The sequence below is a fragment of the Mangrovicella endophytica genome (genome assembly GCF_002893625.1).
Lineage (GTDB): Bacteria > Pseudomonadota > Alphaproteobacteria > Rhizobiales > Rhizobiaceae > Mangrovicella > Mangrovicella endophytica.
Window position 1 is genome coordinate 412,352 of sequence record NZ_PKMZ01000003.1, and the last position, 22,054, is coordinate 434,405.

Below are 22,054 nucleotides of genomic sequence, written 5' to 3' on the forward strand. Positions count from 1 at the left end.
CTGGGCATACTCTCATGATGGTCCTCCCTTAGATGCCGTCCGGCCAGTGCCGGACGCATGATGGTGCGGGGCAAGCCCCGAAGCCTCTGTATGTCTTCATCGCCGGCCGCTGCGTCCTCCCGCCCGACCGGCGAACTGTGGATCAGGCCACGCTCGGCGCGCCGTCCCTCGAGTGCGTCGCCAGCCGTTCGGCGACGACGCGCGCGCAGAGGGCGAGCGAGATCGCGCCGGCATCTGGATGGCCCACGCTGCGGGCCGCAAGCGGCCGCGCCCGCCCGAGCCGCGGCGTCATCGGTGCCGTAGCGTCGGCGGCCTCGGTCGCAGCCTTTGCAGCTGCGGCCCAGGCGGATGATGCAGCGCCGTCGGCCTCGATCCGGCCGGCCAGCGTTTCGACGAAGGGCACCAGCGCGTCGACCAGCGTCTTGTCGCCGGGGCGGGCACGGCCGAGCCGCATCACCCGCTCCAGCGCCGCACGGGCACCGGTGGCCACGTCGGTCGCCGTGACAGTCTCGCTGTCGGAGAAGGCGCTTGCCCAGCCGCGCAGGAGCAGGCCCCAGATCGCGCCGGATGTGCCGCCAGCCCGGTCCGCCCATGCATCACCCGCTGCACCCAGCAGGCTGGCAGCGCCCGCGCCGGCCGAAGCCGCCGCTTCGGCAGCCTCCACGGCGGCGGCCGAGCCGCGCCGCATGCCTTGGCCGTGATCGCCGTCGCCGGCCACCGCATCGATGCGGCCGAGTTCGTCCTCGGCCTCGCGCAGGGCGCCTGCCATTGTACGGAGGATGGCAAGCACCTCCGCCGCACTCGCCCTTGACGCCTCCGACGCCGGTGCGAAGGCGCGGGCGGCATCGGGAGCATCCGAAACGACAGGCGCCGGACGGGTGTCCGGCACGGTGCCACGCCGCAGGGCGGCGCAGTCTGCCGGCGCCAGCCACAGCGGCTCCAGCTCCGCGTCGAGGAAAGTCAGAGTCAGCGAGCAGCCGGCCATGTCGAGCGAGGTCACGAGCTCGCCGGCTTCCGGCGCGACGATCGTGACACCGGCCATCTCCAGCCGGTCGGCAACATGCGTCCAGAGCACGAAGAGCTCTTCGTATTTGGTACTGCCGAGGCCGTTGAGGATCACGGCGGCGCGGTTATTCCAGCCGTCGGGGCGTTCAGTCAGGAGCGTGTCGACGAGAAGCGTGGCGAGCGCCTTTGCCGGCATCGTCCGCTCTTCGTTGATGCCGGGCTCGCCATGGATGCCGAGGCCGATGCCGATCTGGCCCTTCGGCACCGTAAAGAGAGGCTCTTTGGCGCCGGGCAGCGTGCAGCCGTTGAAGGCGACGCCGATCGACACCGTACGGCGGTTGGCAAGCTCGGCGACGCGCTGCACGTCGTCGATGCCGGCGCCGGTCTCCGCGGCAGCACCCGCGATCTTGAACACGGCGACGTCGCCGGCAACGCCGCGGCGCTTGGCCTGCTCGTGGGCCGATGCGCTCGCCACGTCGTCGGTGACGGCGAGGACGCGCGCGTCAATGCCCTCGGCGCGCAGCCGCTCGGCGGCGGCGCCGAAATTGAGGACGTCGCCGGCATAATTGCCGAAGCCGAGAATGACGCCCATGCCGCGATCGGCGAGGCGCGAGATGCGGGCGACTGCCTGCGTCGAGGGCGAGGCGAAGACGTCGCCGGCGACCGCCGCATCCGCAAGGCCAGGCCCGACATAACCGAGGAAGGCCGGATAATGGCCGGAGCCGCCGCCGATGACGAGCGCAACCTTCGAGGCCCGTGTCTCCGCGGCACGCACCGCACCACCGGCGACGCGCTGCACATAGCGGGGATAGAGGCGGCAGAAGCCGTCGAGCGCTGTAGCGGCGAAAGTTTCGGGGTCGTCCAGGATCTGCGTCATGCCGAGACCGTCACGGCCTTGAGGATGTGGCGCAGATAGGTGCGGTTCTGTCCGCAGACGCTGAGGCCGTCGCCGCCATAATGCTCGAGCAGGAAGGCGCTGCGGAAGCCGTGTGCCAGCGCCATGCGGACCGCCGCGCGGTAGTTGATGATCCCGAGCTCCAGCGGCGCCGGCGTCGTCATCACCGCGCCGGTCGCCTCGTCTTCCATGCGGAAGTAGTTCTTGGCATGCCAGTACCCGGCGAAGGGCGCGAGCTTTTCCATCATCGACTGCCAGTGCTCGACCGGCCGGTGCAGGCGGATCAGATTGCCGAGGTCGCAATTGATCTTCACGTTCGGCAGGTCGACGTCGGTCGCAAAGCGGACCGATGAATCGGCGGTACCGAGATAGGTGTCCTCGTACATTTCGAGGGCCAGCTCGATCCCGAGCTCGCCGGCATGGCGTCCGAGGTCACGGATCCGTTCCACCGCTTTGCGCCAGATAGCCGGGTCGTCGGGATTGACGACACCGGGCATGGTCCAGAACCAAAGGGCGCGTTTCTGCGCCTCTGTCAGCGGGCCGAACAGGCCGAAGGACACTGCGCCTGCGCCGATCTTCGCGGCCGTGTCGATGACGCGGTGGCCATAGGCGAGGTATTCCTCACCGCGCTCGGGATCGATGACGCTGCGCCGTGCCGTCGAGATCGCCGGTACCGACAGGCCGACATCACGCGCGACCGCCATGAACTCGTCGAGGCGCGCCGGCTCGAGATCGGCGAGGCGGATCCAGGAATCGGTCGGATCGACGTCGGTGAAGCCGGCCTCGAAAACCTCCGCCAGCGCCTCGCGCCATTCGGCGGCGCTCTGTTCCTGGACGGTGCGCCCGTCCGGCAGGGCGTTCTGGCGGTGGATCATCGCCGACGCGATGATCCAGGTCTCCGCGTCGGGTCGTGCGTCGGAAGAAGCTCGCATGGCGGCCGCCTTACTCGGCGGCGGCCGCGAAGCGCCCTTGCCGGCGCGCCATGCGGATGGCGAGACGCAGCGCCTCGCGGGTCGCGCCGACATCGGCGATGCCCCTGCCGGCGATGTCGTAGGCCGTGCCATGCGCCGGTGTGCAGAGCGGGAAGGGCAGGCCACCCATCATGGTGATGCCCTTGTCGAAGCCCATCATCTTCATCGCGATCTGGCCCTGGTCATGATACATGGTCAGGACCGCGTTCCAGCCTTCCTTGACGGCGCGCAGGAACACGGTGTCGGACGGGAAGGGGCCCTCGATCACGTGGCCGCGGGCCTTCGCCTCGGCGACCGCCGGCTCGATGATGTCGATCTCCTCCATGCCGAAGGAGCCGCCGTCGCCCGCATGCGGGTTGAGGCCGGCGACGAGGATGCGCGGCTTCTCGATGCCCGCCTGTGCCAGGCAGCGCATCGTCAGCTCGACCTCGGCGAGGATCGCATCCTTCGACAGATGCGAGGAGACGTCCTTCAGCGGGACATGCGAGGTGACGCGGGCGTTCCAGACATTGGGCAGGACGTTGAACTCGCGCACCTTGCCGCGGAAGCCGGTGACGTCGGCAACGAAGCGGATCTCGTCGTCATAGCCCTCATAGGCGTAGCGCATCGCCTTCTTGTTGAAGGGCGTGAAGAACACCGCATCGGCCTCGCCGCGGTTCGCCATCAGCAGCGCCTCGCGGAAGTTGCGCGTGGCGAACGTGCCGCCGGCAACCGTTGCCTCGCCGCGCGTCACCTCCGACGGCGCAAGGTTGCGCAGGTCGACGAGAACATTGCGATCCGAAGCGAGCGCGGCCTCGGCCGTGTCGACGCGATCGATGTCGAGCGTGATGCCGGCAATTTCGGCACCCTCGTCGAGGATGCGCGCATCACCGAAGATGATGATCCGGGCTTCGTCCTTCGCCTCGGGCAGATCGAGAAGCTTGGCCGTGAGCTCGGGGCTGATGCCGGCAGGGTCGCCCATGGCCAGCGCAATCACGGGACGGTCGTTCTGGGACGTCGTGGTGGTCATGATCGGGCCTCCCTGCGAGATCGATGATGCAGACGGATAACGCCAATCCGTACCTGCATCAAGCATTCTGTCTTCTGTATACAAAATTCTGTATTGGCAAGTTGCGTCTGTTGCCATAGCTTGCCGCGCAATGAAGCTGCCTGGGCGAGGAGGCGGAGAAGCGCATATGGACGGAATGACGCCCGTATTGTCGCCGAATGGCGGAGCGGACCGCATTGCGCGTCCCTCGCTCCATGACCTCATCGTCGATCGCCTGCGTGACATGATCATCGAAGGCGAACTGGCGCCCGGCACCCGGCTGCACGAGGTGCAGCTTGGCGAACGGCTCGGCATCTCGCGCACGCCGCTGCGCGAAGCGATCAAATATCTGGCGAGCGACGGGCTGGTGGACCTCGTTCCCGGGCGCGGCGCCAGCGTGAAGCGCCTGAGCCGCAAGGACGTTCGCGATATGCTGGCGGTGATTCAGCGGCTGGAGGAACTCGGCGGCGAACTCGCCTGCGTCAACGCCAGCGACGAGGGCATCGCCCGTGTGCGGGTGATGCATGACGAGATGCTGAGCTGTTACCGCAGCAAGAACCGGCTCGAATATTACAAGCTGAATCAGGCGATCCACAGCGCCATGATGGAGCTTGCCGACAACGAGACGCTGCGAGCGATGCACGGCCGGCTGCAGATGCGGCTGAAGCGCATCCGCTTCATCGGCCACGAAGGGCCGGAGCGGTGGGCTGCGGCCGTCGCCGAGCACGAGGAGATGATGGCAGCGCTGGAAGCGCGGGACAGCCCGCGGTTGTCGGCCATCCTCGGCCTGCATCTCGCCAACGCCTGGACGCGTGTCGAGGAATACGTCTGAGCACCGTGAACTGACAGACGCCTGTCGCAGGAGGCGGCAGGCCGGGAGGACCATGATGATACTAATGATCGAGCGGGCGGCCTTCGCCGCCGCGCACGGAGAGGCTTTGCCTGCGGCCCGGCAGGACGGCGGCGTCCAGACCCGCATTGGCGGGACCTCGGCGGACCAGTCCCGATGAACAGCCATCTTCGTTTCCGGCGGGCCGAGCGTCCCGTCGAGGCTGCGCTCGTGGGAGCAGGTGCCTTCGGCCGATCGCTGCTCGGTCAGGGCCGCCGCATGGACCTGTTGAACGTACGGGTCGCCATCGACGTCACCGCCGAGCGCGCCGCCGAAGCGTTCCGCGCAGTGGGCTGGCCGCAGGCGGAGATCGCCACCTGCCGCACCGCCGCCGAGGCGGACGCCGCCTGGCAGCGCGGCGAGGCCGTTGCCGCCGGCGACCTCACCGTCGTGCTCGGCCTGCCGGTCGACATCGTGGTCGAAGCGAGCGGGCATCCGGAAGCCGGCGCGATCCATACCCATGCCGCCATCGAGGCCGGCAAGCACGTCGCGCTCGTGACAAAGGAAACCGACAGCGTCGTCGGTCCGTATCTCGCGGCACTCGCGGCCGAGCGCGGCCTCGTCGTGACGCCGGTCGACGGCGACCAGCCGGCGCTCCTCATCGGCCTCGTCACCTGGGCCGAAACGCTCGGCCTGCCGATCATCGCCGCGGGCAAGTCCAGCGAGTACGACTTCGTCTATGATCGTGCCGAGGCGCGGCTGACCAGCGAGGCCAAGGCGACGCCGGCGCCCGGCTTCGACGCAGTCTGGTCGCTCGGCGATCGCGAGACTGTGGCCCTTATCGCCGAGCGCGCCAGGCTGGCGGCGGCCCTGCCGCAGCTCGCCGTGCCGGATCTCTGCGAGATGGCTGTCGTCGCCAACGCCACCGGCCTCAAGCCCGATGTCGCCTCCTTCCATGCGCCGATCGCCCATATCGAAGAGGTGGCGAGCCTCTTCGTCGAGCGCGGGCAGGGCGGACTCCTGTCCGGCCGCCGCCGCCTCGACGTCTTCAACGGCTTGCGCGAGCCGGGTGGTCTGTCCTTTGCCGGCGGTGTCTTCATCGTCGTCGCCTGCGAGGACGAGGAAACCTGGAAGGTGCTGGCCGGCAAGGGCCATACGATGAGCCGCGACGGCAAGGCCGCGATGCTCTGGCTGCCGCGCCACCTCCTCGGTCTCGAGGCGCCGATCAGCATCCTTGATGCCGTGGTGAATGGCGTCTCGGTCGCGGGAGCGCCGAAGCCGGTCGTCGATCTCATCGGCCGCACGACACGCCCGCTCGCCAAGGGCACGCGCCTCGACGCGGTCGGACACCACCACACGATCGACGGCCTGGCGCCGGCGCTGATCGATGCAGCGCCCCTCGGGACCGATCGGCCCGCCCCCTATTACCTCATCGCCGGTCGCACCCTTCTGCGCGACCTCGACGCCGGTGTGTCCGTGACGCTCGGCGACGTCGATATCGACGAGGACGCGCCGATGGTCGCGCTGCGTCGTCGCCAGGATGCCCGCTTCTTTGCCGAGGCAGCGGGAGGATCTGGCTCGTGAATGCGCGGCGCTGCCGCGTCGGCCGCCGGGGCCGTTCCCGGCACACAGGACATCCGATTACCAACAGGGAGGAACGTTCCATGACCAGCATGTTTCTGAAGACTGGCGTCGCCATCTGCGCCATCGCCTTTGCCGCTGCACCGGCTGCGGCCGAATGGGCACCGTCGAAGTCGGTCGAATTCGTCGTGGCGTCCGGTGCCGGCGGTGGCACCGACCAGTTCGCGCGCCTCATCCAGTCGATCATCGTCAAGCACGAGCTGATGCCGGCCTCGGTCGTTGTCACCAACAAGGGCGGCGGCGCCGGCACGGAGGCCTTCGTGGCGGGCAAGCTCGCCGGTAACGACCCGCACAAGCTCGTCTTCGGCACCAACAACGAGTGGCTGCTGCCGCTGGTGATCAAGGCCGGCTACAAGCCGGAGGACCTGCGTCCGGTCGCCGCCATGGCGGTGGACGAGTTCCTGCTCTGGACGCACAAGGATGCGCCCTACAAGGACGCGGCCGAGTTCATCGCTTCGGCCAAGGAGAAGCCGATGAAGGTCGGCGGCAGCCAGTCCAAGGACACCGACCAGATCCTCTCCAAGCGGATCGAGTTCGCGACCGGGGCGAAGTTCACCTACGTGCCCTTCAAGTCGGGCGGCGAGGCGGCGACGCAGCTTGCCGGCGGCCATATCGAGGCGAACTTCAACAATCCGCAGGAGAACGTCGCACAGTGGCGCGGCGGCATGGTGCGTCCGCTCTGCGTCTTCTCGCCCCAGCGCATCAGCTACACCGCGAAGGTGACGGATACGATGTCCTGGGCCGACATCCCGACCTGCAAGGAAGCCGGCATCGCCGTCGACCAGTACCAGATGCCGCGTACCATCTGGCTGAACGCCGAGGTCGATGACGAGGCGGCTGCTTATTATGCCGACGTCTTCGCGAAGGTGCGCGAGACGCCGGAGTGGAAGGAGTGGCTGGAGCGCACGTCGCAGACCGACCGCTTCCTCACCGGTTCCGAGTTCACCGACATGGTGTCCAAGGAGCAGGCCAGCGCCCGCGAGCTCTTCGAGAAGACCGGCTGGCTCGTCTCCAACTGAGCCGATAAGCGGCCGCAGCGGCGGCCATGCAATGCTGGGAAGGAGCTGGTTCGCCGGCTCCTCCTTCTTTTTCCCATGGTGAAGAGCGCAGCATCGCCCGCGAGAATCGGTTAAGCGTCCGCGCGACGTCGTCTCTCGGAAAGCCTCATCATGGCGGACAAACAGCCGCGCCTTCTCGTCAGTCTGCTGATGCTGCTCGGCCTCGCCACGCTCTGGGGCGCCTCCTACACCTTCATCAAGATCGGCGTTTCCACCATTCCGCCGGTAACGCTGATCGCGGCGCGCACGCTGATTGCCGGCAGCGTCCTCATCCTTGCCCTGCGCCTGCGGGGCCTGCGCCTGCCGACGGATCGCCGCAACACTAAACGCTTTCTAATCCAGGCCTGCCTCAACACGGTCCTGCCTTTCACGCTGATCGCCTGGGGCGAGCAGTATGTCGATGCGGGGCTCGCGACGATCCTGAACGCGCTGACGCCGGTCTTTGCCTTTTTGATAAACGCGCTGGTCGTGCGCCACGAGAAGGTCACCGGAGCGAAGTCCATTGGCGTCGTCGCCGGCCTCGTCGGCATCTGCTTCGTCGTCGGTCCGGCGGCACTCGCTGGCGTCGGAGAGCAACTGGCAGCGCAGCTCGCCGTCGTGACGGCGGCGATCGCCTACGGCGCTGCGGTGAACTTCGGCCGGACCTTCAGCGATCTCGATCCTATGATGCCTGCGGCCGGCTCACTGATCTGGGGCGCCGTCATCCTCCTGCCCATCAGCCTTCTCGTCGATCGGCCGTGGACGCTGGCGCCGTCCAACGCCTCGCTGCTCGCGCTGCTGGCGCTGGCGCTGTTTTCGACGGCGCTCGCCTTCGTGCTCTATTTCAACCTGCTGCAGCGCCTTGGCCCGGTCGGCACGACGGCGCAGGCCTATCTGCGCGTGCCGATCGGCGTCGGCATTGGCATGGTCTTTCTGGGCGAGGCGCCGCAGCCGACGGCCTGGATGGGCCTTGCCTTCGTGATCGTCAGCGTCCTCGCAATGACGCGTCCGGCGAAGCGGCGCCTGCAGCCGGAGTAAGTGAGGCCTGTCCGATTTATGAACGAAAATGATGTCTGGCCCGCATCAAGTGAACAATCCTTCAAGCTCGGTCCATCTTAGAACCTCAGGCGGCAACGCTTAAACCTTAGGCCATGCCGCTGCACATCACCCTGCAGCCGCTTCTCCCGTCCTCCGTGTCACGGTCACGCCCATGAAAAAGATCGGCTTCCTCTCCTTCGGTCATTGGACTCCGTCCCCGCAGTCGCAGACGCGCTCGGCCGCCGACACGCTGCTGCAGTCGATCGACCTCGCTGTCGCGGCCGAGGAGCTCGGGGCGGACGGCGCCTATTTCCGCGTCCACCACTTCGCCCGGCAGCTCGCCTCGCCCTTTCCGCTGCTCGCCGCGGTCGGCGCCAGGACGAGCCGCATCGAGATCGGCACGGGCGTTATCGACATGCGCTACGAGAACCCGCTCTACATGGCGGAGGACGCCGGCGCGGCGGACCTGATCTCGGGCGGCCGCCTGCAGCTCGGCATCAGCCGCGGCTCGCCGGAGCAGGTGATCGAGGGCTGGCGCTATTTCGGCTACGCGCCGCAGGAGGGCCAGAGCGACGCCGATATGGGTCGGCGTCATACCGAAGTGCTGCTCCAGGTCCTCAAGGGCGAAGGTTTTGCGGAGCCTAATCCGCGCCCGATGTTCCCGAACCCGCCGGGCCTCCTCAGGCTGGAGCCCTATTCGGAGGGCCTGCGCGAGCGCATCTGGTGGGGCTCGGCCTCCAACGCCACCGCGCTCTGGGCGGCCAAGCTCGGCATGAACCTGCAGAGCTCGACCCTGAAGGAGGATGAAACGGGCGAGCCGTTCCACGTCCAGCAGGCCAAGCAGATCCGCGCCTACCGCGAGGCCTTCGCTGCGGCGGGCCATGCGCGCGAGCCGCGCGTTTCGGTCAGCCGCTCGATCTTCGCGCTCGTCGATGATCGCGACCGGGCTTATTTCGGGCGTGGCCAGGATAGCGACCACATCGGCATCATCGACAACATGCGAGCGATCTTCGGCCGTTCCTACGCGGCCGAGCCGGACAGGCTGATCGAGCAGCTGCGTGCCGACGAGGCGATCGCGGAGGCCGACACGCTGCTCCTGACGGTGCCGAACCAGCTCGGCGTCGATTATTGCGCCCACACGATCGAGTCGATCCTGACGCATGTCGCGCCGGCCCTCGGCTGGCGCTGACGGTCACCTCTCCGCGCCCCGGGGCGGCGCCGGATTTCGGCGCCGCCTTGGAGTCATTCAGCGCCTTTGTCCGGTTCTAGCGCTCCCAGCTGCGCCGCAGCAGGGCGTGCCAGTTGCGCCAGGCGATCTTCTCGATGAGGTCACGGCCGTAGCCCGCCTCCGCCATCGCCTGGAGCAATTTCGGCAGTCCGGCGGCCGACCCGATGGCAGCGGGAATCGTCGCGCCGTCGAAGTCCGACCCCAGTCCGACGCCGTCCTCGCCGAGCTCAGCCAGCAGATGATCGAGATGGCGGATCATCACGTCTAGGCCGGTATCGGCATCCATGCGCCCGTCCGGCCGCAGGAAGGCGGTGGCGAAGTTCAGCCCGACGATCCCGCCGCTCTCGCGGATCACTTGGAGCTGCCGGTCGGTGAGGTTGCGGCTGTGCGGCGTCACCGCATGAGCGTTGCAGTGGGTGGCGACGAGCGGCGCGCCGGAGAGGGCGGCGACGTCGTCGAACCCTTTCTCGTTGAGATGCGACAGGTCGACAATGATGCGCAGCTCGTCGCAGCGTTTCACCAGCCGCTTGCCGGCTTCGGTCAGGCCCGGCCCGATATCGGGCGAGGTGGGAAATGCCATCGGTACGCCATGGCCGAAGATGTTGGGACGGCTCCACACCGGCCCGAGCGAGCGCAGGCCCGCGGCGTGCAGCAGATCGAGCGCTTCCAGGTCGGCATCGATGGCCTCGGCGCCCTCGATATGCAGGACGGCGGCCAGCGCCCCGGCGGCGGTTGCCGCCTCGATGTCCGCGACCGAGCGGCAGACGCGCAGGCGACCGCCCGATCGGGCCTCCAGGCGGAAGAGGATGGCGCTCATGCGTATCATCGCATCCATCGCCTCGTGCCGATCGAGTGGCGTTGGAAGCGGCAGCTGATAAGGCGGCTCCGGCATGGAGGCCGACAGCGATACCGAGTCGTGCGAGGGCGGGAACATGGCGAACAACCCGCCGGCAAGGTTCCCCTGGCGCGCCAGGGCGCTGTCGATATGGCCGGTCGCCCCGCCGTCGAAGAAGCGCTCGATGGCGTCGCCCGTCGGATCGTCCATCAGCCGGAGCAGCGTATCGTTGTGGCCGTCGAAGACCGGTATGTCGGCTATGGATGCTATCACGGTCATGTCCTTCATCGATCAGGCCGGATGGTTGCCTCGCGTCACCGGGAACTGCGGTGCGACTCGGCTGCCGACCTTTGGAAGCTGGCGCGGGAGTTCTGCCCTTGTGGCGCAGCCGTCAAGCGATCCGCCAGCACGACCTGCCTCGCGGCATCTGCGCCAGCCACCCGAACCAGCGTTGAATGTCCCGAGCAACTGGGCGATGCAAGGGTGGCTGCGGTCGTCGAACAGGAGAATCGCTTTGCGCGCAGGTCTGTCGCAGGGGCAGCGTAAACGACCGGCATCCTGGTGCCGGAACACGCGTGCGTGCGGCGCGAAGCCGGGTCGCCGGGGCTGCCCGCTGGTAGGCTCCATACGGATCGGCCAGCCATGACAGGGGCACCGGCTCCCTCCCGCAAGGCGCGCCGAAAGGGTTCGGGCGTGACGATGGCCGAGGTGGCGGCTGCCGCGGGGGTCTCGATGCAGACGGTCTCGCGTGCGCTGCGCTCGCCGCAGACCGTGACGGCGGAGACGCGCAAGGCCATCGAGGCCGCGATCGAGAAGACTCACTACGTTCACAATCTCGCGGCCAGCCACCTGGCCTCATCGAAGAGCAATACGGTCGCGGCCGTCATCCCGACGATCTCGGCCTCGATCTTCGCCGAAACGATCCAGCACTTCTCCGACGTCCTCAACGCGGCCAACTACCAGATCTTCCTCGGCAATACGGATTACGGCTCGGAACGCGAGGAGGCGGTGATCCGCAGCCTGCTGGGGCGCCGGCCGGACGGGCTCTTTGTCATCGGGGCCCATCATACGCGCAGCTGCATCGCGCTGATGCGACGCGCTGGAATCCCGGTGGTGGAGGGCTGGGACCTGACGGCACGGCCGATCGACGGCATGGTCGGCTTCTCCAGCGCCGCGGCGATCACCGAACTGGCGCGCCGTCTTGCCGGCACCGGCCGAAGGCGCATCGTCTTTGCCGGCGTCCTGCGCCATGGCGACAGCCGCGCGGCAGAGCGGCGGGACGGCTTCGTGGCGGCGATGGCGGAGCTGTTCCCGCACGAGGCGCCACGGCTCTGCATCGCCGGCGACCTACCGTTGGAGATGGAATCAGGCGTAACGCTGCTGGAGCGCGTCCGCCGGCAGGACCCGGACGCAGACGCCATCATGTTCTCCAGCGACATCATCGCCTCGGGAGCGATCCTCGCGGCGAGCCGGCAAGGCATCGCCGTGCCGGAGGACATTGCGATCACCGGTTTCGGCGACTTCGAGCTGGCGCGTCACCTCAATCCGGCGCTGACGACAGTCGCCATCCCGGCGGCTTTGATCGGACAGGAGGCGGGACGTCTGCTTCTGGAAAGCATGAGCGGCCGCAAGCCGCAGCAAAAGCGGATCGATGTCGGGTTCCGGCTGATGATCCGCCAAAGCGGCTGAGCGAGCCGAAGCTCAGACCTCGGGCTGGTGCGGGAAGTCGGTCAGGAGCTCGCAGCCCGTCTCCGTCACGCGCAGCATGTGCTCCAGCCTGACGCCGCCGACCTCCGGGTCGAAGGCCTGCGGCTCCACCATCACCACCATGTCCGGCTGCAGCGTGGCGTCTTCATAGGAGACGATGCGCGGCCATTCATGCACGCCGGTGCCGATCGAGTGGCCGGAATGGTGGGCATAGGCATAGCCGTGCCGCGCCACATGCGCCTGCAGCATCCGGTCGAGATCGCCGATGACGAGGCCGGGGCGGATGGATTCGATCGCCAGCGCCAGAGCCGAGTGCGCGGCGCCGAAGAGCTTGGCAAAGCCGGGCGTGGCATGGCCGAGCATCACCGAAGCGCAGCTGTCGCCCCAGTAGCCGGCAACGCGCGGAGCAAGGTCGCAGATCACCGGGTCACCGGCTTGGAGGCGCCGGTTGCCGGGCCAGCCCATGAAGGCGGAGGTCGCCTCGCGGCCGGAGATCAGGTCGCCGGTGACGGGCAGACGCCCGCCCGCGCTTGTTTCCATCGCGAGGCGGATCTCGGCGAATATCTCGAGTTCGCTGCGCCCAGCCTGCGCAGCCTGCAGGAAGGCGCGCTGCCCGGCCGAGGCGATGCGGGCGGCTTCGGTGAGAAGCGCGATCTCGGCCCCCGTTTTCACCGACTTGGCGCGCCGCAGGGCCGGCTCGATCGGCACGATGCGGAGGCCGCCGAGGAGATCGCGCAGCGCGAAGGGAAAGCCGTCCTCCACTGCGATCGTGCCGGAGACGCCGAGCTCCTTTGCCAGCGAAGCGACAGCGTCGCGATAGTTGGCGGGGATGTCGGCCGGCGTCTCGTGCGAGAAGCCGACATAGGTCGCGATGGGCGCCGCCCAGCTCGCTGTGCCGGCTTCCAGATTGGTGACGACGAGGCCGCAAGCGCCGTCCGCCCCGATCATGGTGACGGCAGGTCCGCCGGCAAAGGGCGACGGCCCGGCCTCGATGGCGACGACGTGGCCGGTGGCATAGGCCACTGCCTCCGGGCTCGTCAGCAAGGCCCAGTCCGCACCGCTCTCCCGGACGGCTGCGGCAGTCTTCTGGAGACGCTCGTCCATCGCCGTGCCCTCAGATCAGGTTGCGGATGTGCTGATCGCGGCCATAGGCGGCGACGAGCGCGAGGATGAGGACGCCGAGCGCGGCCTGTACGCTCGCCTCCGGCAGGCCGAGGCCGATGAGGACCGTGCGCAGCTCGACCAGCACCATGGCGCCGGCGACCGTGCCGATATAGCCGCCGCGCCCCCCGATAAGGGCGGTGCCGCCGATCACCACGGCCGAGACGGTCTGGAAGAGGTAGGGCGTCCCGACCCCGGCACTGGACGAACCGGTAAAACCGAGGAGCAGGATGCCGGCGAGCGCCGCGAAGACGGCGCTGAGCGCAAATGTGGTCGCCCAGAGCGCAACGGGGCGCACCAGCGCAAGCTCGGCGGCCTTCGGGCTGGCGCCGAGGGCATAGAGCTTGCGGCCGTAGATCGTCCGCCGCAGCACGAAGAGAATGGCGAGGGCGAGCAGCAGCGTGAAGGGCACGAGCGGCGGGAAGGGCAGCGGCCCAGTGGAGCCGCCGAGCGAAACGAAGTCGTTGATCGCCTGCGGCGCCGAGCCCATCGGGAGGCCGCGTGTCCAGATCTGCACGCCGGCCTGGACGGCGGTGCCGATGCCGAGCGTCACGATCAGCGGATGGATGGCGAGCGCGGCCGACAGGGCGCCCGACGCCGCGCCGATCAGGGCGGCGCAGCCGAGAACGATGGCGAAGGTGGCAGGCGCCGGCAGGCCGTCGCCATAGAGGCTGGCGAAGACGACGTTGGCAAAGCCGATCACAAAGGGGATCGAAAGGTCGATCCCGCCGAGGATCATCACCAGCGTCTGGCCGAGCGCCGCAATGGCCAGCAGCGAGCCGAGGATCAGCATGGCGCGCACGGAGAAGAGACTGGCAAAGCCCGGGATCAGCACGGCGCCGGCAGCGAAGATCACCACCGCGCCAAGGACCGCGATCAGCGCGCGATTGCTGAAGACGGAGGAGAGCGCCCGGCTCATGCCGCGATCCTTCGCCGGCCAATGAGGGCCTTGAGCTTCTCCGAGTTCAGGCAGACCGCGAGGACGAGCACGATGCCGTAGGTCATCTGCAGCACGAAGGTCGAGACGTTGAAGGCGGTGAGCACGCTCTGAAGCAGGAAGATGTCCGCCGCGCCGAGGAAGGCGGCCGTCAGTCCGCCGATCCCGCCGGCAAGGCTGACGCCGCCGAGCGCGACCGCTGCGATGGCGATCAGCGTGTAGCCTGGGCCGATATTCGGGTCGCCGGAGCCGATCAGCGCCGTCAGGGAGAGGGCGGCGAGGCCGGCAAAAAGGCCCGCCAGCAGATAGGCCGTGAAGCGGACGCGCGGCACGCCGACCCCGGCCGTATAGGCGGCGCGGTCGTCGCTGCCGGTCGCCATCAGAAGATCGTAATAGGGCAGCCGCCGCACTGCGAGCCAGAGGAGGACGGCGGCACCGACCGGCAGCACCGACCAGGGGCCGGCCAGCGCCCGCAGCCAGTCCGGCACGCTGCCGGCGGGCGAGGGCAGGATGGTCAGCGCCAGGCCGGAATAGATAAGATAGGTGCCGAGCGTCGCGACGATCGGCTGAATGCGCAGCACGGAGGTCAGGAACCCGTTGAGGGCGCCGGAGGCAAGACCGAGGATGAGCGCCGCCGGCACGATGAGGAGCGGCGACTGGATACCGGCGCCAAGGATCAGACCTTTGACGATCAGGACGTTGACGAGGCCGATCAGCGGCCCGACCGAGACGTCGATCGAGCCGCGGCCGGCGAGGAACGGGACGGTGACGGCGAGCGCGGCGAGGAGGAGCGGCGCGGCAAGGCCAAGGACCGAGCCCCAGTTGTGCGGGGCAAAGCGCGCCGGGTTGAGCGCGATGTTGAGGACGAGGAGGACGACGAAGAGGAGGGCGGCAAGCCGCGTGTCCTCGCGTCCCGCGAACAGGCGGGCCAGCATGCCGGGTCGGCTCGATGCGGCGTTCAATGCGCGTCCTCCCGCTGACCGAACATCGCGGCCATGACGCCGCTCATCGTCATCTCGGCCTTCTCGATGATGGCCGTGCGCTCGAAGTCGTGGAAGATCTGGACGCGATCGCAGACCTGCAGGATCTCCTCGATCTCGCTCGACAGGATCACCAGCGCGATGCCCTTGTCGCGGGCGAGCTCCCGGAAGGCGGCATAGAACTTCAGCCGCGTGTTGAGATCGACGCCGCGGGTCGGATCGTTCAGCAGCATCACCCGCGGCTCCAGCGCCAGGAGGCGGGCGAGCAGCACCTTCTGCTGATTGCCGCCGCTGAGCGCGGTGATCGGCGCGTCCATAGCGGGATAGCGGATCGACAGGAAATCGGTGTAGCCGGCGAGCGCCCGCCGCTGCTTGCGGCGGTTCAGGATGCCGGCGAGCGAGAAGCGCCGCATCGACGGCAGGCCGAAATTATCCAGCACCGACAGGGCCGGGAAGATGCCGGTCGTGCGGCGGTCGCGCGGCAGGTAGACGACGCCGTGGCGGGCCGCCGCGTGGTGATCACGATAGACGGCAGGGCCGCTGCCGGTCATGACCGACACCGTCTCGCCGCCGCGCTTCAATCCGGCAAGGGTGAGCAGGAACTGCTCCTGGCCATGGCCCTCCAACCCGGCGAGGCCGGCGATCTCGCCGGCGCGCAGGACCCCGGAGATCGGCGCGCGGCCCGGCGCCAGAACGATGCCGTCATAGGTCAGGACTTCAGGGGCCAGGACGTTGGGGCCCGGGACGTCAGTCGGCATGAAGATGCGCCTCCGGTGCCATGAGGTCGAGGAGGCGCTGGCTCGAGACTGCTTCGCGCCGGAGTGTCTCGACGAGGTGGCCGTTGCGCAGCACGGTCACCCGGTCGGACAGGCGCTTCACCTCCTCCAGCCGGTGCGAGATGAAGATCACGACCGCGCCGGCGCGGGCATAATCCTCGACCGTCTCGAAAACGCGGTCGCGATCGGCGTAGTCGAGCGCCGCCGTCGCCTCGTCGAGGAGGAGGATCGAGGGCAGGCGAGCAAAGGCCCGCGCGATCACCACAATCTGCTGCGCGGCGAGCGGCAGCGATCCGGCGGGCGCACCCGGATCGATCGGGAAGCGGGCGAGGAGCCCCAGCAGCCGCTCCGCCGCCGCCCTCGTCTGCGTCTTGCTCAAGACGCGCCGGACGAACCCGTTGGTGCCGAGGAAGATGTTGTCGGCGACCGTGCGGTGCGGCGCGATGAACACCTCCTGGAACACGGTGGACAAGCCGCGATCCTGCATCTGGCGCGGCGAGCCCGCGGTGATCTCCCGCCCGTCGAGGAGAAGGCGCCCCTCGCTGGGGGAAACCACGCCCGACAGGATCTTCAGCATGGTGCTCTTGCCGGAGCCGTTCTCGCCGAGGATCGTGTGGATGCCCGGCGTGAAGGACAGGGACGCGGCACGCAGCGCGACGGTCTCGCCGTAGCGCTTGCCGATCCCGTCGAGCACCAGCTCCGACACGGCCGGGCCAGGACGAACGGCATTGCCGCACGCCGCCTCCATCAGCTGATGGACACGTGATCGCTTCCGCTGCTTGTCCGTTGGATCCGGCATCGGCGTCTTCCAGAGCGTCGGACCGGCTGCGTCACGCGCGTGACGCCGCCGGTCCGAGGGACCTTATTGCGGGCAGGAGGCCGGGACCTTGGAGAAGTCGTAGGCCGGCGTTGCCTTGCCGTTCTCGAAGTAGCCGTTCATCAGCTCCTCCGGAAACGGATCGGCCGGCGGGATCGGGAAGATCGAAGCCGAGTCCGGCTTCATGCAGTCCTTGTACCAGGTCGGCAGGTCGGCTGCGGTGACCGTCGGCATCGGCGCGATCAGCGTGTTCACCAGCGGCTTCTGACCGTCGAGGATGCGCAGCGCGACGCGGAAGGCGTTCTGGGCGGCGACATGGGGCGAGACCTCGCCGCCATAGAACTTGAAGGCGTCCTTGTTCTCATTCCAGAAGCCGAGCGCGTCGCCCGAGATCGAGGCGGTGATCAGCGGCAACGGCCGACCGGCCTGCTGGAAGGCCTCGGCGATGAAGCGGGCCTCGCTGCCGGTGGACCAGACGGCATCGATCGGCTGCGGCGTGGTCGCGAGCGCCTGCAGCACCGCCGATTTGGTTGTCGAGCCGGTCCATTCGCCGCTCACCTTGCGGGCGATGGTCAGATTGCCGGATTCGCTGACGGCCTTGTCGAGGCCGGCATTCTCCTGCTGCACCAGCGGATGGCCTGAGATACCCTCGACCTGGAGGATTGCACCACCATTCGGCAGCGCTGCGGCGATGCCCTTGCCCATCTGGTAGCCCCAGAGGTTCTGGTTGTGCATGACGTTGATGGCGGCCGGCGTCGTCACGGCGCCGGCGCTGGTGATGACGGGAATGCCGGCCTTGGCGGCGTCCTCGATCACGGCGTTCAGCGCGGTCGGCGAGCCGGCAATGGTGGTGATCACCGAGCAGCCCTGCTCGATGAAGGCGCGGATCTGCGAGATCTGCTGGGTGGCGTCGCCATTGGAGTCGGACACGACGAACTCGGACACGTCGCCCGCCGCCTTGGCGGCATCGACGAGGCGCGCCAGTTCGGCGTTGAAGGTCACGCGCCAGGGATTGCCCATGTAGGATTCTGAATGGCACCAGCGCCACGGCTTGGCGGGCGCCTTGAAGTCGCCAAGCTGCGCCGGCTGGACTTCAACGGCATCGGTGTAGAGCGCCTGGAGGTCAGCCGGCAGGGCGCTCTTGGCGTCCTGCGCTGCGGCCGGCCCTGCGAGCATGACGAGGGTAGAGGCCATCAGGCCCAGGTGCATGCGGCGCATCAGCATGGTCAGTCCTCCCACTGGACGACCTCCCGTCGTCCTTCATTGATGAAATTCGTATTCATTTCTGCATAGGACGTCAATCGACGGAGTTGAGCGTCCTCATCCACGACGCAAGCTCTCTCCACCTGAGATGTTAGCGCTAACACTAGACAAGGCGGCTGGCTAGAGTACCCTTGGCGCAATCGCGGGAATCATCGGGAAGCAAGCAGCGTTATGGGCATATTGTCGGGATTTCGGGTTCTGGATTGCTCCATCGCCATGGCCGGGCCTTTCGCGGCGCAGCGCCTGGGCGATCTCGGCGCCGACGTCGTCAAGGTCGAGCCGGTCACCGGCGAGTGGCAGCGCCACGTCGCCGCGGGCGGTGCGGAGGGCAACAAGGTCAACGTCTCCTTCCTCTCGCTCAACCGCAACAAGCGCTCGCTCGCCGTCGACCTGAAGAACCCGGATGGCAAGGCGGTGCTGCTGGAACTGGTACGCACGGCCGACGTCTTCCTGCAGAATTACCGGCCCGGCGTCGCCAAGCGTCTCGGCGTCGACTACGAGACCCTGTCGGCGATCAACCCGCGCCTCGTCTATGTCTCGATGTCCGGCTATGGCGAGGATGGTCCCTATGTGAACCGGCCGGGCCAGGATCTGGTGCTCCAGGGCATGTCGGGGGCAATGCTCTCAGCAGGGCGCGAGGGCGAACCGCCGACGGCCGCCGGCCAGTATCTCGTCGATGCCGTGACCGCCTACACCGCCTTCGAGGGCGCACTGGCCGCGCTGCTCCACCGTGAGCGCACCGGCGAGGGCCAGCTCGTCCAGGTCAACATGCTCGATGCCATCACGACGCTCCAGATGCAGGAGCTGTCGGTCTTCACCGTCGGCGGCAAGCCGCAGCAGCGCTCGGCCGAGCCGCATGCGCATGTCTATATCCGCTCTCCCTATGGCGCCTTCGCCACCAGCGACGGTTTCATCATCGTCGCCTTCCCCAAGCTGAAGACGCTGGGCGAGGTGATCGGCGAGGAGAGCTTCCTGTCCATGGCGGACGACGTCGACACCTGGACGCGCCGCGACGAGATCTTCGCCAAGACGCGCGAGAAGCTGGTCACCAAGACCTCCGCCGAATGGCTGGAGCGGCTGCGGGCTGCCGACATCTGGTGTGGTCCGGTCTATGGCTATGCCGACCTCGTCGCGGACGAGCAGATCCGTCACAACGGCACCTTCGTCGAATACGACCATCCGACCGAGGGCCGCGTGAAGACGCCGGGCTTCCCGATCAAGTTCTCCAAGACGCCGTCCACCGTCGAGCGCGGCGCCCCGCAGGTCGGCGAGCACACGCGGCAGATCCTCGCCGAGGCCGGCTATGATGCCGCGCGGATCGACAGCCTTCTCTCCTCCGGCGCCGTCGGCTCGCTGCAGGGCGAGGGCGATGCGGCCGGCTTCTCCGGCGGGGCCGATGTCGCTCCGGCGGGGAAGGAGGCGGCTCGATGAGCGAGTCCTCCGACGTCATCTTCGAAGTCGACGGCGCGGTCGCGACCATCACGCTGAACCGGCCGCGCAAGCTGAATGCCGTAACGCCGGCCATGGCGGATGCGATTGTCGCCGCGGTGGAGGAATGCAACGCCTCCGACACGATCCGCTGCGTCATCGTCACCGGGGCCGGCGAGCGCGCCTTCTGCGCCGGGTCCGACATCGCCGAGCTCGACACCTATGAGACGCCGTGGGAGTTCCGCAACCGGCCTGACTACTGCGACGCCATCCGCCGGCTGCTGAAGCCCTCCATCGCGGCGGTGAACGGCTATGCCTTTGGCGGCGGTCTCGAAACGGCGATGAGCTGCGACATCCGCATTGCCTCGGCCAACGCCCAGTTCGCCGCGCCGGAAATCAAGCTCGGCTGGATCGGCGGCGGCGGCATGGCAACGAGCCTTGCCCATTCGATCGGCGCGTCCAATGCCGCCTTGATGCTGATGACAGGTGATCCGATCGACGCCGCCAAGGCGGAGCGGTGGAGCCTCGTCAGCGAGGTGGTTCCGCTGGAAGAGCTTCTGCCGCGCGCAAAAGCCCTGGCCAAAACGATCGCGGCGCGCGCGCCGATCGCGGCGGAGACCGCCAAAGTCAATCTCAAGGCAGCCTATGCGATGTCCAAGGAGCAGGCGATCGAATATGAGCGCGACCTCCAGACGATCTGCTTTGCCACTGCGGATGCGGCCGAGGGCCGGGCGGCCTTCAAGGAGAAGCGCGCGCCGAAGTTCCGGCGGCGCTGAAGGCGGCAAACGGCCCGGCGTCGCGGCTGCCTTCTGAACCGAGGCAGCCTCCTCGTCCGAGACCATGCCTCCGCAGCCGCAATGGCTCGCGCCAGCACCGGCTCCGGATTTTCGGGCCGGGAGCATACGAACTGTCCCTCGTGACTGCGGCCGGCCGGCTATGCGGCGGATCAGACAACCAGCGCGGTGCAATGTTAGCGCTCACATTTTTGTAGACATTGCCCTGCGCGCTGGTCATGGTGCGCCGCGCACCGGGAGGGACGGGCTGCAGGCCGGAGGTGGTTGTCGCTACGGGGACCGTGCGTGTCGCCGCGCCCCGCTGATGCCTGCGGCCGATCCGGCGGCATCAAGTGTAAAATCAAGAGGGAGGGCGCCATGACGACGACGCGGACAGTCGACGAGCGCGGACTGAAGAGCACCATTCTCGCCAGCACGCTCGGCACGGTGGTGGAGTGGTATGACTTCATCCTCTATGCGACCGCGGCGGCGCTGGTCTTCAACAAGATCTTCTTTCCGCAGTTCGATCCCGTCGCGGGCACGATCGCGGCCTTCGCCACCTACTCCGTCGGCTTCCTAGTGCGCCCGCTCGGCGGCATCCTCTTCGGCTGGATGGGCGACAAGGTCGGCCGCAAGCCGGTGCTTCTCATTACGATCCTGATCATGGGCATCAGCACGCTCCTCATCGGCCTGCTGCCGACCTATGATCAGGTCGGCCTCTGGGCGCCTGCGATGCTGATCGCCTTGCGCATCGCGCAAGGGCTCGGCGCCGGCGCCGAATATGCCGGTGCCGTGGTCATGGCCGCCGAGGCCGCGCCGCGGCGTCGCGGCTTCTTCGCCGCCATGCCCGCCGCTGCCGTTGACGTCGCGACGGTGCTCTCCTCCGGCATGTTCGCGCTCTTTGCGCTGATGCCCGAGGAGCCCTTCATGTCCTGGGGCTGGCGCGTGCCCTTCCTGCTGAGCGTGGTGATCCTTGCCCTAGGCGTCTACATCCGCCGCCGCGTGCCGGAATCGCCGGAATTCGTCGCACTGAAGGAGGAAAGCCGCGAGTCGCGCCTGCCGGTGGTCGAGCTCCTGCGCGATCATCCGCGCACCGTCCTCGCGGCCATGGGCGCCAATCTGGCGCCGAACCTCTCCTACGTTTTCCAGACCTTCACGCTGGCCTATGCGACCTCGCAGCTGGGCTTCCCGCGCGAAATCGTCCTGATCGGCGTCATCATGTCGAGCGTCGTCGGCGCGCTGACCTGCGTGATGTTCGGCGCCCTGTCGGACCGTTATGGACGCGGCCCGGTGATGATCATCGGTGCCGGCTTCTCGACGCTCTACAGCCTAGTCTACTTTCAGCTTCTCGGCGCCGGAACGCCCTGGCTCGCGGTGCTCCTGATCGTCGTCGGCCACGCTATTGGCGCGCGGTCGTCCTTCGGCGTGCAGCCGGCCTTCTACTGCGACATCTTCCCGGCACGGGTGCGTTACAGCGCCATCGCCTTCGCCCGCGAGGTGACGGGCGCGCTCCTCGTCGGGCCGCTGCCGCTCGTGGCGACGGCTCTCGTCGGCTGGACCGGTGGCTCGGCCTGGCCGGTGGCACTGATCACGGCAACCTACAGCTTCGTGACGCTGATCTCCGTGGCGTTGACGCCGCGGGCGATTGCCGCCGACGCCCGCGCTCGCACCCGGGCCGGCCGGCTGCAGCCGGCATAAGCGCTTCC

At 68.0% G+C, this 22,054-nt stretch carries 19 protein-coding genes; 9 read left to right on the plus strand and 10 right to left on the minus strand.

Annotation, left to right across the window (positions count from 1 at the left end):
• Window positions 1-142: 142 nt before the first annotated feature.
• Genes C0R46_RS10775 through C0R46_RS10785 form a run of 3 tightly spaced genes read right to left on the minus strand, consistent with a single transcriptional unit; the run spans window position 143 to window position 3,880 of the window.
• Window positions 143-1,882, minus strand: coding sequence for a dihydroxyacetone kinase family protein (locus C0R46_RS10775; protein WP_102959608.1), 1,740 nt, complete (start codon window positions 1,880-1,882; stop codon window positions 143-145).
• Window positions 1,879-2,832, minus strand: a complete 954-nt coding sequence (locus tag C0R46_RS10780; RefSeq protein ID WP_102959609.1) for a sugar phosphate isomerase/epimerase family protein — start codon at window positions 2,830-2,832, stop codon at window positions 1,879-1,881. The genes C0R46_RS10775 and C0R46_RS10780 overlap by 4 nt, the downstream gene beginning before the upstream one ends.
• A gap of 10 nt (window positions 2,833-2,842) precedes the next feature.
• Window positions 2,843-3,880, minus strand: a complete 1,038-nt coding sequence (locus C0R46_RS10785; protein ID WP_102959610.1) for a 4-hydroxythreonine-4-phosphate dehydrogenase PdxA — start codon at window positions 3,878-3,880, stop codon at window positions 2,843-2,845.
• Between the two features lie 166 nt (window positions 3,881-4,046).
• On the opposite strand from C0R46_RS10785, the gene C0R46_RS10790 reads away from it, so the two are divergent.
• The 5 genes from C0R46_RS10790 (at window position 4,047) to C0R46_RS10810 (ending at window position 9,632) form a co-directional block, all read left to right on the plus strand.
• Entirely contained in the window at window positions 4,047-4,730 is a 684-nt protein-coding gene (locus C0R46_RS10790; RefSeq protein WP_102959611.1) for a GntR family transcriptional regulator, read from the plus strand.
• Between the two features lie 174 nt (window positions 4,731-4,904).
• Window positions 4,905-6,311, plus strand: a complete 1,407-nt coding sequence (locus C0R46_RS10795; protein WP_102959612.1) for an NAD(P)H-dependent oxidoreductase — start codon at window positions 4,905-4,907, stop codon at window positions 6,309-6,311.
• 95 nt (window positions 6,312-6,406) lie between these two features.
• Window positions 6,407-7,387: a Bug family tripartite tricarboxylate transporter substrate binding protein gene (locus C0R46_RS10800; RefSeq protein WP_425349881.1), complete on the plus strand. Its 981-nt coding sequence runs from the start codon at window positions 6,407-6,409 to the stop codon at window positions 7,385-7,387.
• A gap of 150 nt (window positions 7,388-7,537) precedes the next feature.
• Window positions 7,538-8,443 carry a DMT family transporter gene (locus C0R46_RS10805; RefSeq protein WP_102959613.1) on the plus strand — a complete coding sequence of 302 codons (906 nt, stop codon included), beginning with the start codon at window positions 7,538-7,540 and terminating at the stop codon, window positions 8,441-8,443.
• Between the two features lie 172 nt (window positions 8,444-8,615).
• Window positions 8,616-9,632, plus strand: coding sequence for an LLM class flavin-dependent oxidoreductase (locus C0R46_RS10810; protein ID WP_102959614.1), 1,017 nt, complete (start codon window positions 8,616-8,618; stop codon window positions 9,630-9,632).
• 76 nt (window positions 9,633-9,708) lie between these two features.
• Here the strand turns inward: C0R46_RS10810 and C0R46_RS10815 are convergent, their stop codons facing one another.
• On the minus strand, window positions 9,709-10,785 hold the full coding sequence (locus tag C0R46_RS10815) for a dipeptidase (RefSeq protein WP_102959783.1): 1,077 nt from the start codon (window positions 10,783-10,785) through the stop codon (window positions 9,709-9,711).
• Between the two features lie 363 nt (window positions 10,786-11,148).
• Here C0R46_RS10815 and C0R46_RS10820 point away from each other — a divergent pair, with 363 nt between their 5' ends.
• On the plus strand, window positions 11,149-12,195 hold the full coding sequence (locus tag C0R46_RS10820; RefSeq protein WP_102959615.1) for a LacI family DNA-binding transcriptional regulator: 1,047 nt from the start codon (window positions 11,149-11,151) through the stop codon (window positions 12,193-12,195).
• Window positions 12,196-12,207: 12 nt separating this feature from the next.
• Here the strand turns inward: C0R46_RS10820 and C0R46_RS10825 are convergent, their stop codons facing one another.
• From C0R46_RS10825 to C0R46_RS10850, 6 genes are all read right to left on the minus strand, one after another.
• The gene (locus tag C0R46_RS10825) at window positions 12,208-13,317 is read right to left on the minus strand and encodes a M24 family metallopeptidase (RefSeq protein ID WP_102959616.1); all 1,110 of its coding nucleotides are present in this window, start codon (window positions 13,315-13,317) and stop codon (window positions 12,208-12,210) included.
• Window positions 13,318-13,327: 10 nt separating this feature from the next.
• Window positions 13,328-14,293, minus strand: coding sequence for an ABC transporter permease (locus C0R46_RS10830; protein WP_102959617.1), 966 nt, complete (start codon window positions 14,291-14,293; stop codon window positions 13,328-13,330).
• Complete coding sequence (locus C0R46_RS10835; protein WP_342586505.1) at window positions 14,290-15,273, minus strand: ABC transporter permease; 984 nt, start codon at window positions 15,271-15,273, stop codon at window positions 14,290-14,292. The genes C0R46_RS10830 and C0R46_RS10835 overlap by 4 nt, the downstream gene beginning before the upstream one ends.
• Window positions 15,270-16,049 (minus strand): ATP-binding cassette domain-containing protein, encoded by a 780-nt coding sequence (locus tag C0R46_RS10840; RefSeq protein WP_102959619.1) that lies wholly within the window; start codon window positions 16,047-16,049, stop codon window positions 15,270-15,272. The genes C0R46_RS10835 and C0R46_RS10840 overlap by 4 nt, the downstream gene beginning before the upstream one ends.
• Window positions 16,039-16,866, minus strand: a complete 828-nt coding sequence (locus C0R46_RS10845; protein WP_102959620.1) for an ATP-binding cassette domain-containing protein — start codon at window positions 16,864-16,866, stop codon at window positions 16,039-16,041. Before C0R46_RS10845 ends, C0R46_RS10840 begins: the two co-directional genes overlap by 11 nt.
• A 63-nt stretch (window positions 16,867-16,929) precedes the next feature.
• On the minus strand, window positions 16,930-18,123 hold the full coding sequence (locus tag C0R46_RS10850; RefSeq protein ID WP_245413522.1) for a substrate-binding domain-containing protein: 1,194 nt from the start codon (window positions 18,121-18,123) through the stop codon (window positions 16,930-16,932).
• 195 nt (window positions 18,124-18,318) lie between these two features.
• Here C0R46_RS10850 and C0R46_RS10855 point away from each other — a divergent pair, with 195 nt between their 5' ends.
• From C0R46_RS10855 to C0R46_RS10865, 3 genes are all read left to right on the plus strand, one after another.
• Window positions 18,319-19,578, plus strand: a complete 1,260-nt coding sequence (locus C0R46_RS10855) for a CaiB/BaiF CoA transferase family protein (RefSeq protein WP_102959621.1) — start codon at window positions 18,319-18,321, stop codon at window positions 19,576-19,578.
• Window positions 19,575-20,351, plus strand: coding sequence for an enoyl-CoA hydratase/isomerase family protein (locus C0R46_RS10860; protein ID WP_102959622.1), 777 nt, complete (start codon window positions 19,575-19,577; stop codon window positions 20,349-20,351). The genes C0R46_RS10855 and C0R46_RS10860 overlap by 4 nt, the downstream gene beginning before the upstream one ends.
• Before the next feature lie 375 nt (window positions 20,352-20,726).
• Complete coding sequence (locus C0R46_RS10865) at window positions 20,727-22,046, plus strand: MFS transporter (protein ID WP_102959623.1); 1,320 nt, start codon at window positions 20,727-20,729, stop codon at window positions 22,044-22,046.
• Window positions 22,047-22,054: the final 8 nt, after the last annotated feature.

What these genes read in the sequence shown, in the direction of transcription:
- C0R46_RS10785 (WP_102959610.1), bottom strand. Translation starts at nt 3,880, where the DNA reads ATGACCACCACGACGTCCCAGAACGACCGTCCCGTGATTGCGCTGGCC.
- C0R46_RS10815 (WP_102959783.1), bottom strand. Translation starts at nt 10,785, where the DNA reads ATGACCGTGATAGCATCCATAGCCGACATACCGGTCTTCGACGGCCAC.
- C0R46_RS10795 (WP_102959612.1), top strand. Translation starts at nt 4,905, where the DNA reads ATGAACAGCCATCTTCGTTTCCGGCGGGCCGAGCGTCCCGTCGAGGCT.
- C0R46_RS10830 (WP_102959617.1), bottom strand. Translation starts at nt 14,293, where the DNA reads ATGAGCCGGGCGCTCTCCTCCGTCTTCAGCAATCGCGCGCTGATCGCG.
- C0R46_RS10820 (WP_102959615.1), top strand. Translation starts at nt 11,149, where the DNA reads ATGACAGGGGCACCGGCTCCCTCCCGCAAGGCGCGCCGAAAGGGTTCG.
- C0R46_RS10825 (WP_102959616.1), bottom strand. Translation starts at nt 13,317, where the DNA reads ATGGACGAGCGTCTCCAGAAGACTGCCGCAGCCGTCCGGGAGAGCGGT.
- C0R46_RS10805 (WP_102959613.1), top strand. Translation starts at nt 7,538, where the DNA reads ATGGCGGACAAACAGCCGCGCCTTCTCGTCAGTCTGCTGATGCTGCTC.
- C0R46_RS10860 (WP_102959622.1), top strand. Translation starts at nt 19,575, where the DNA reads ATGAGCGAGTCCTCCGACGTCATCTTCGAAGTCGACGGCGCGGTCGCG.
- C0R46_RS10810 (WP_102959614.1), top strand. Translation starts at nt 8,616, where the DNA reads ATGAAAAAGATCGGCTTCCTCTCCTTCGGTCATTGGACTCCGTCCCCG.
- C0R46_RS10855 (WP_102959621.1), top strand. Translation starts at nt 18,319, where the DNA reads ATGGGCATATTGTCGGGATTTCGGGTTCTGGATTGCTCCATCGCCATG.
- C0R46_RS10780 (WP_102959609.1), bottom strand. Translation starts at nt 2,832, where the DNA reads ATGCGAGCTTCTTCCGACGCACGACCCGACGCGGAGACCTGGATCATC.
- C0R46_RS10840 (WP_102959619.1), bottom strand. Translation starts at nt 16,049, where the DNA reads ATGCCGACTGACGTCCCGGGCCCCAACGTCCTGGCCCCTGAAGTCCTG.
- C0R46_RS10865 (WP_102959623.1), top strand. Translation starts at nt 20,727, where the DNA reads ATGACGACGACGCGGACAGTCGACGAGCGCGGACTGAAGAGCACCATT.
- C0R46_RS10845 (WP_102959620.1), bottom strand. Translation starts at nt 16,866, where the DNA reads ATGCCGGATCCAACGGACAAGCAGCGGAAGCGATCACGTGTCCATCAG.
- C0R46_RS10775 (WP_102959608.1), bottom strand. Translation starts at nt 1,882, where the DNA reads ATGACGCAGATCCTGGACGACCCCGAAACTTTCGCCGCTACAGCGCTC.
- C0R46_RS10790 (WP_102959611.1), top strand. Translation starts at nt 4,047, where the DNA reads ATGGACGGAATGACGCCCGTATTGTCGCCGAATGGCGGAGCGGACCGC.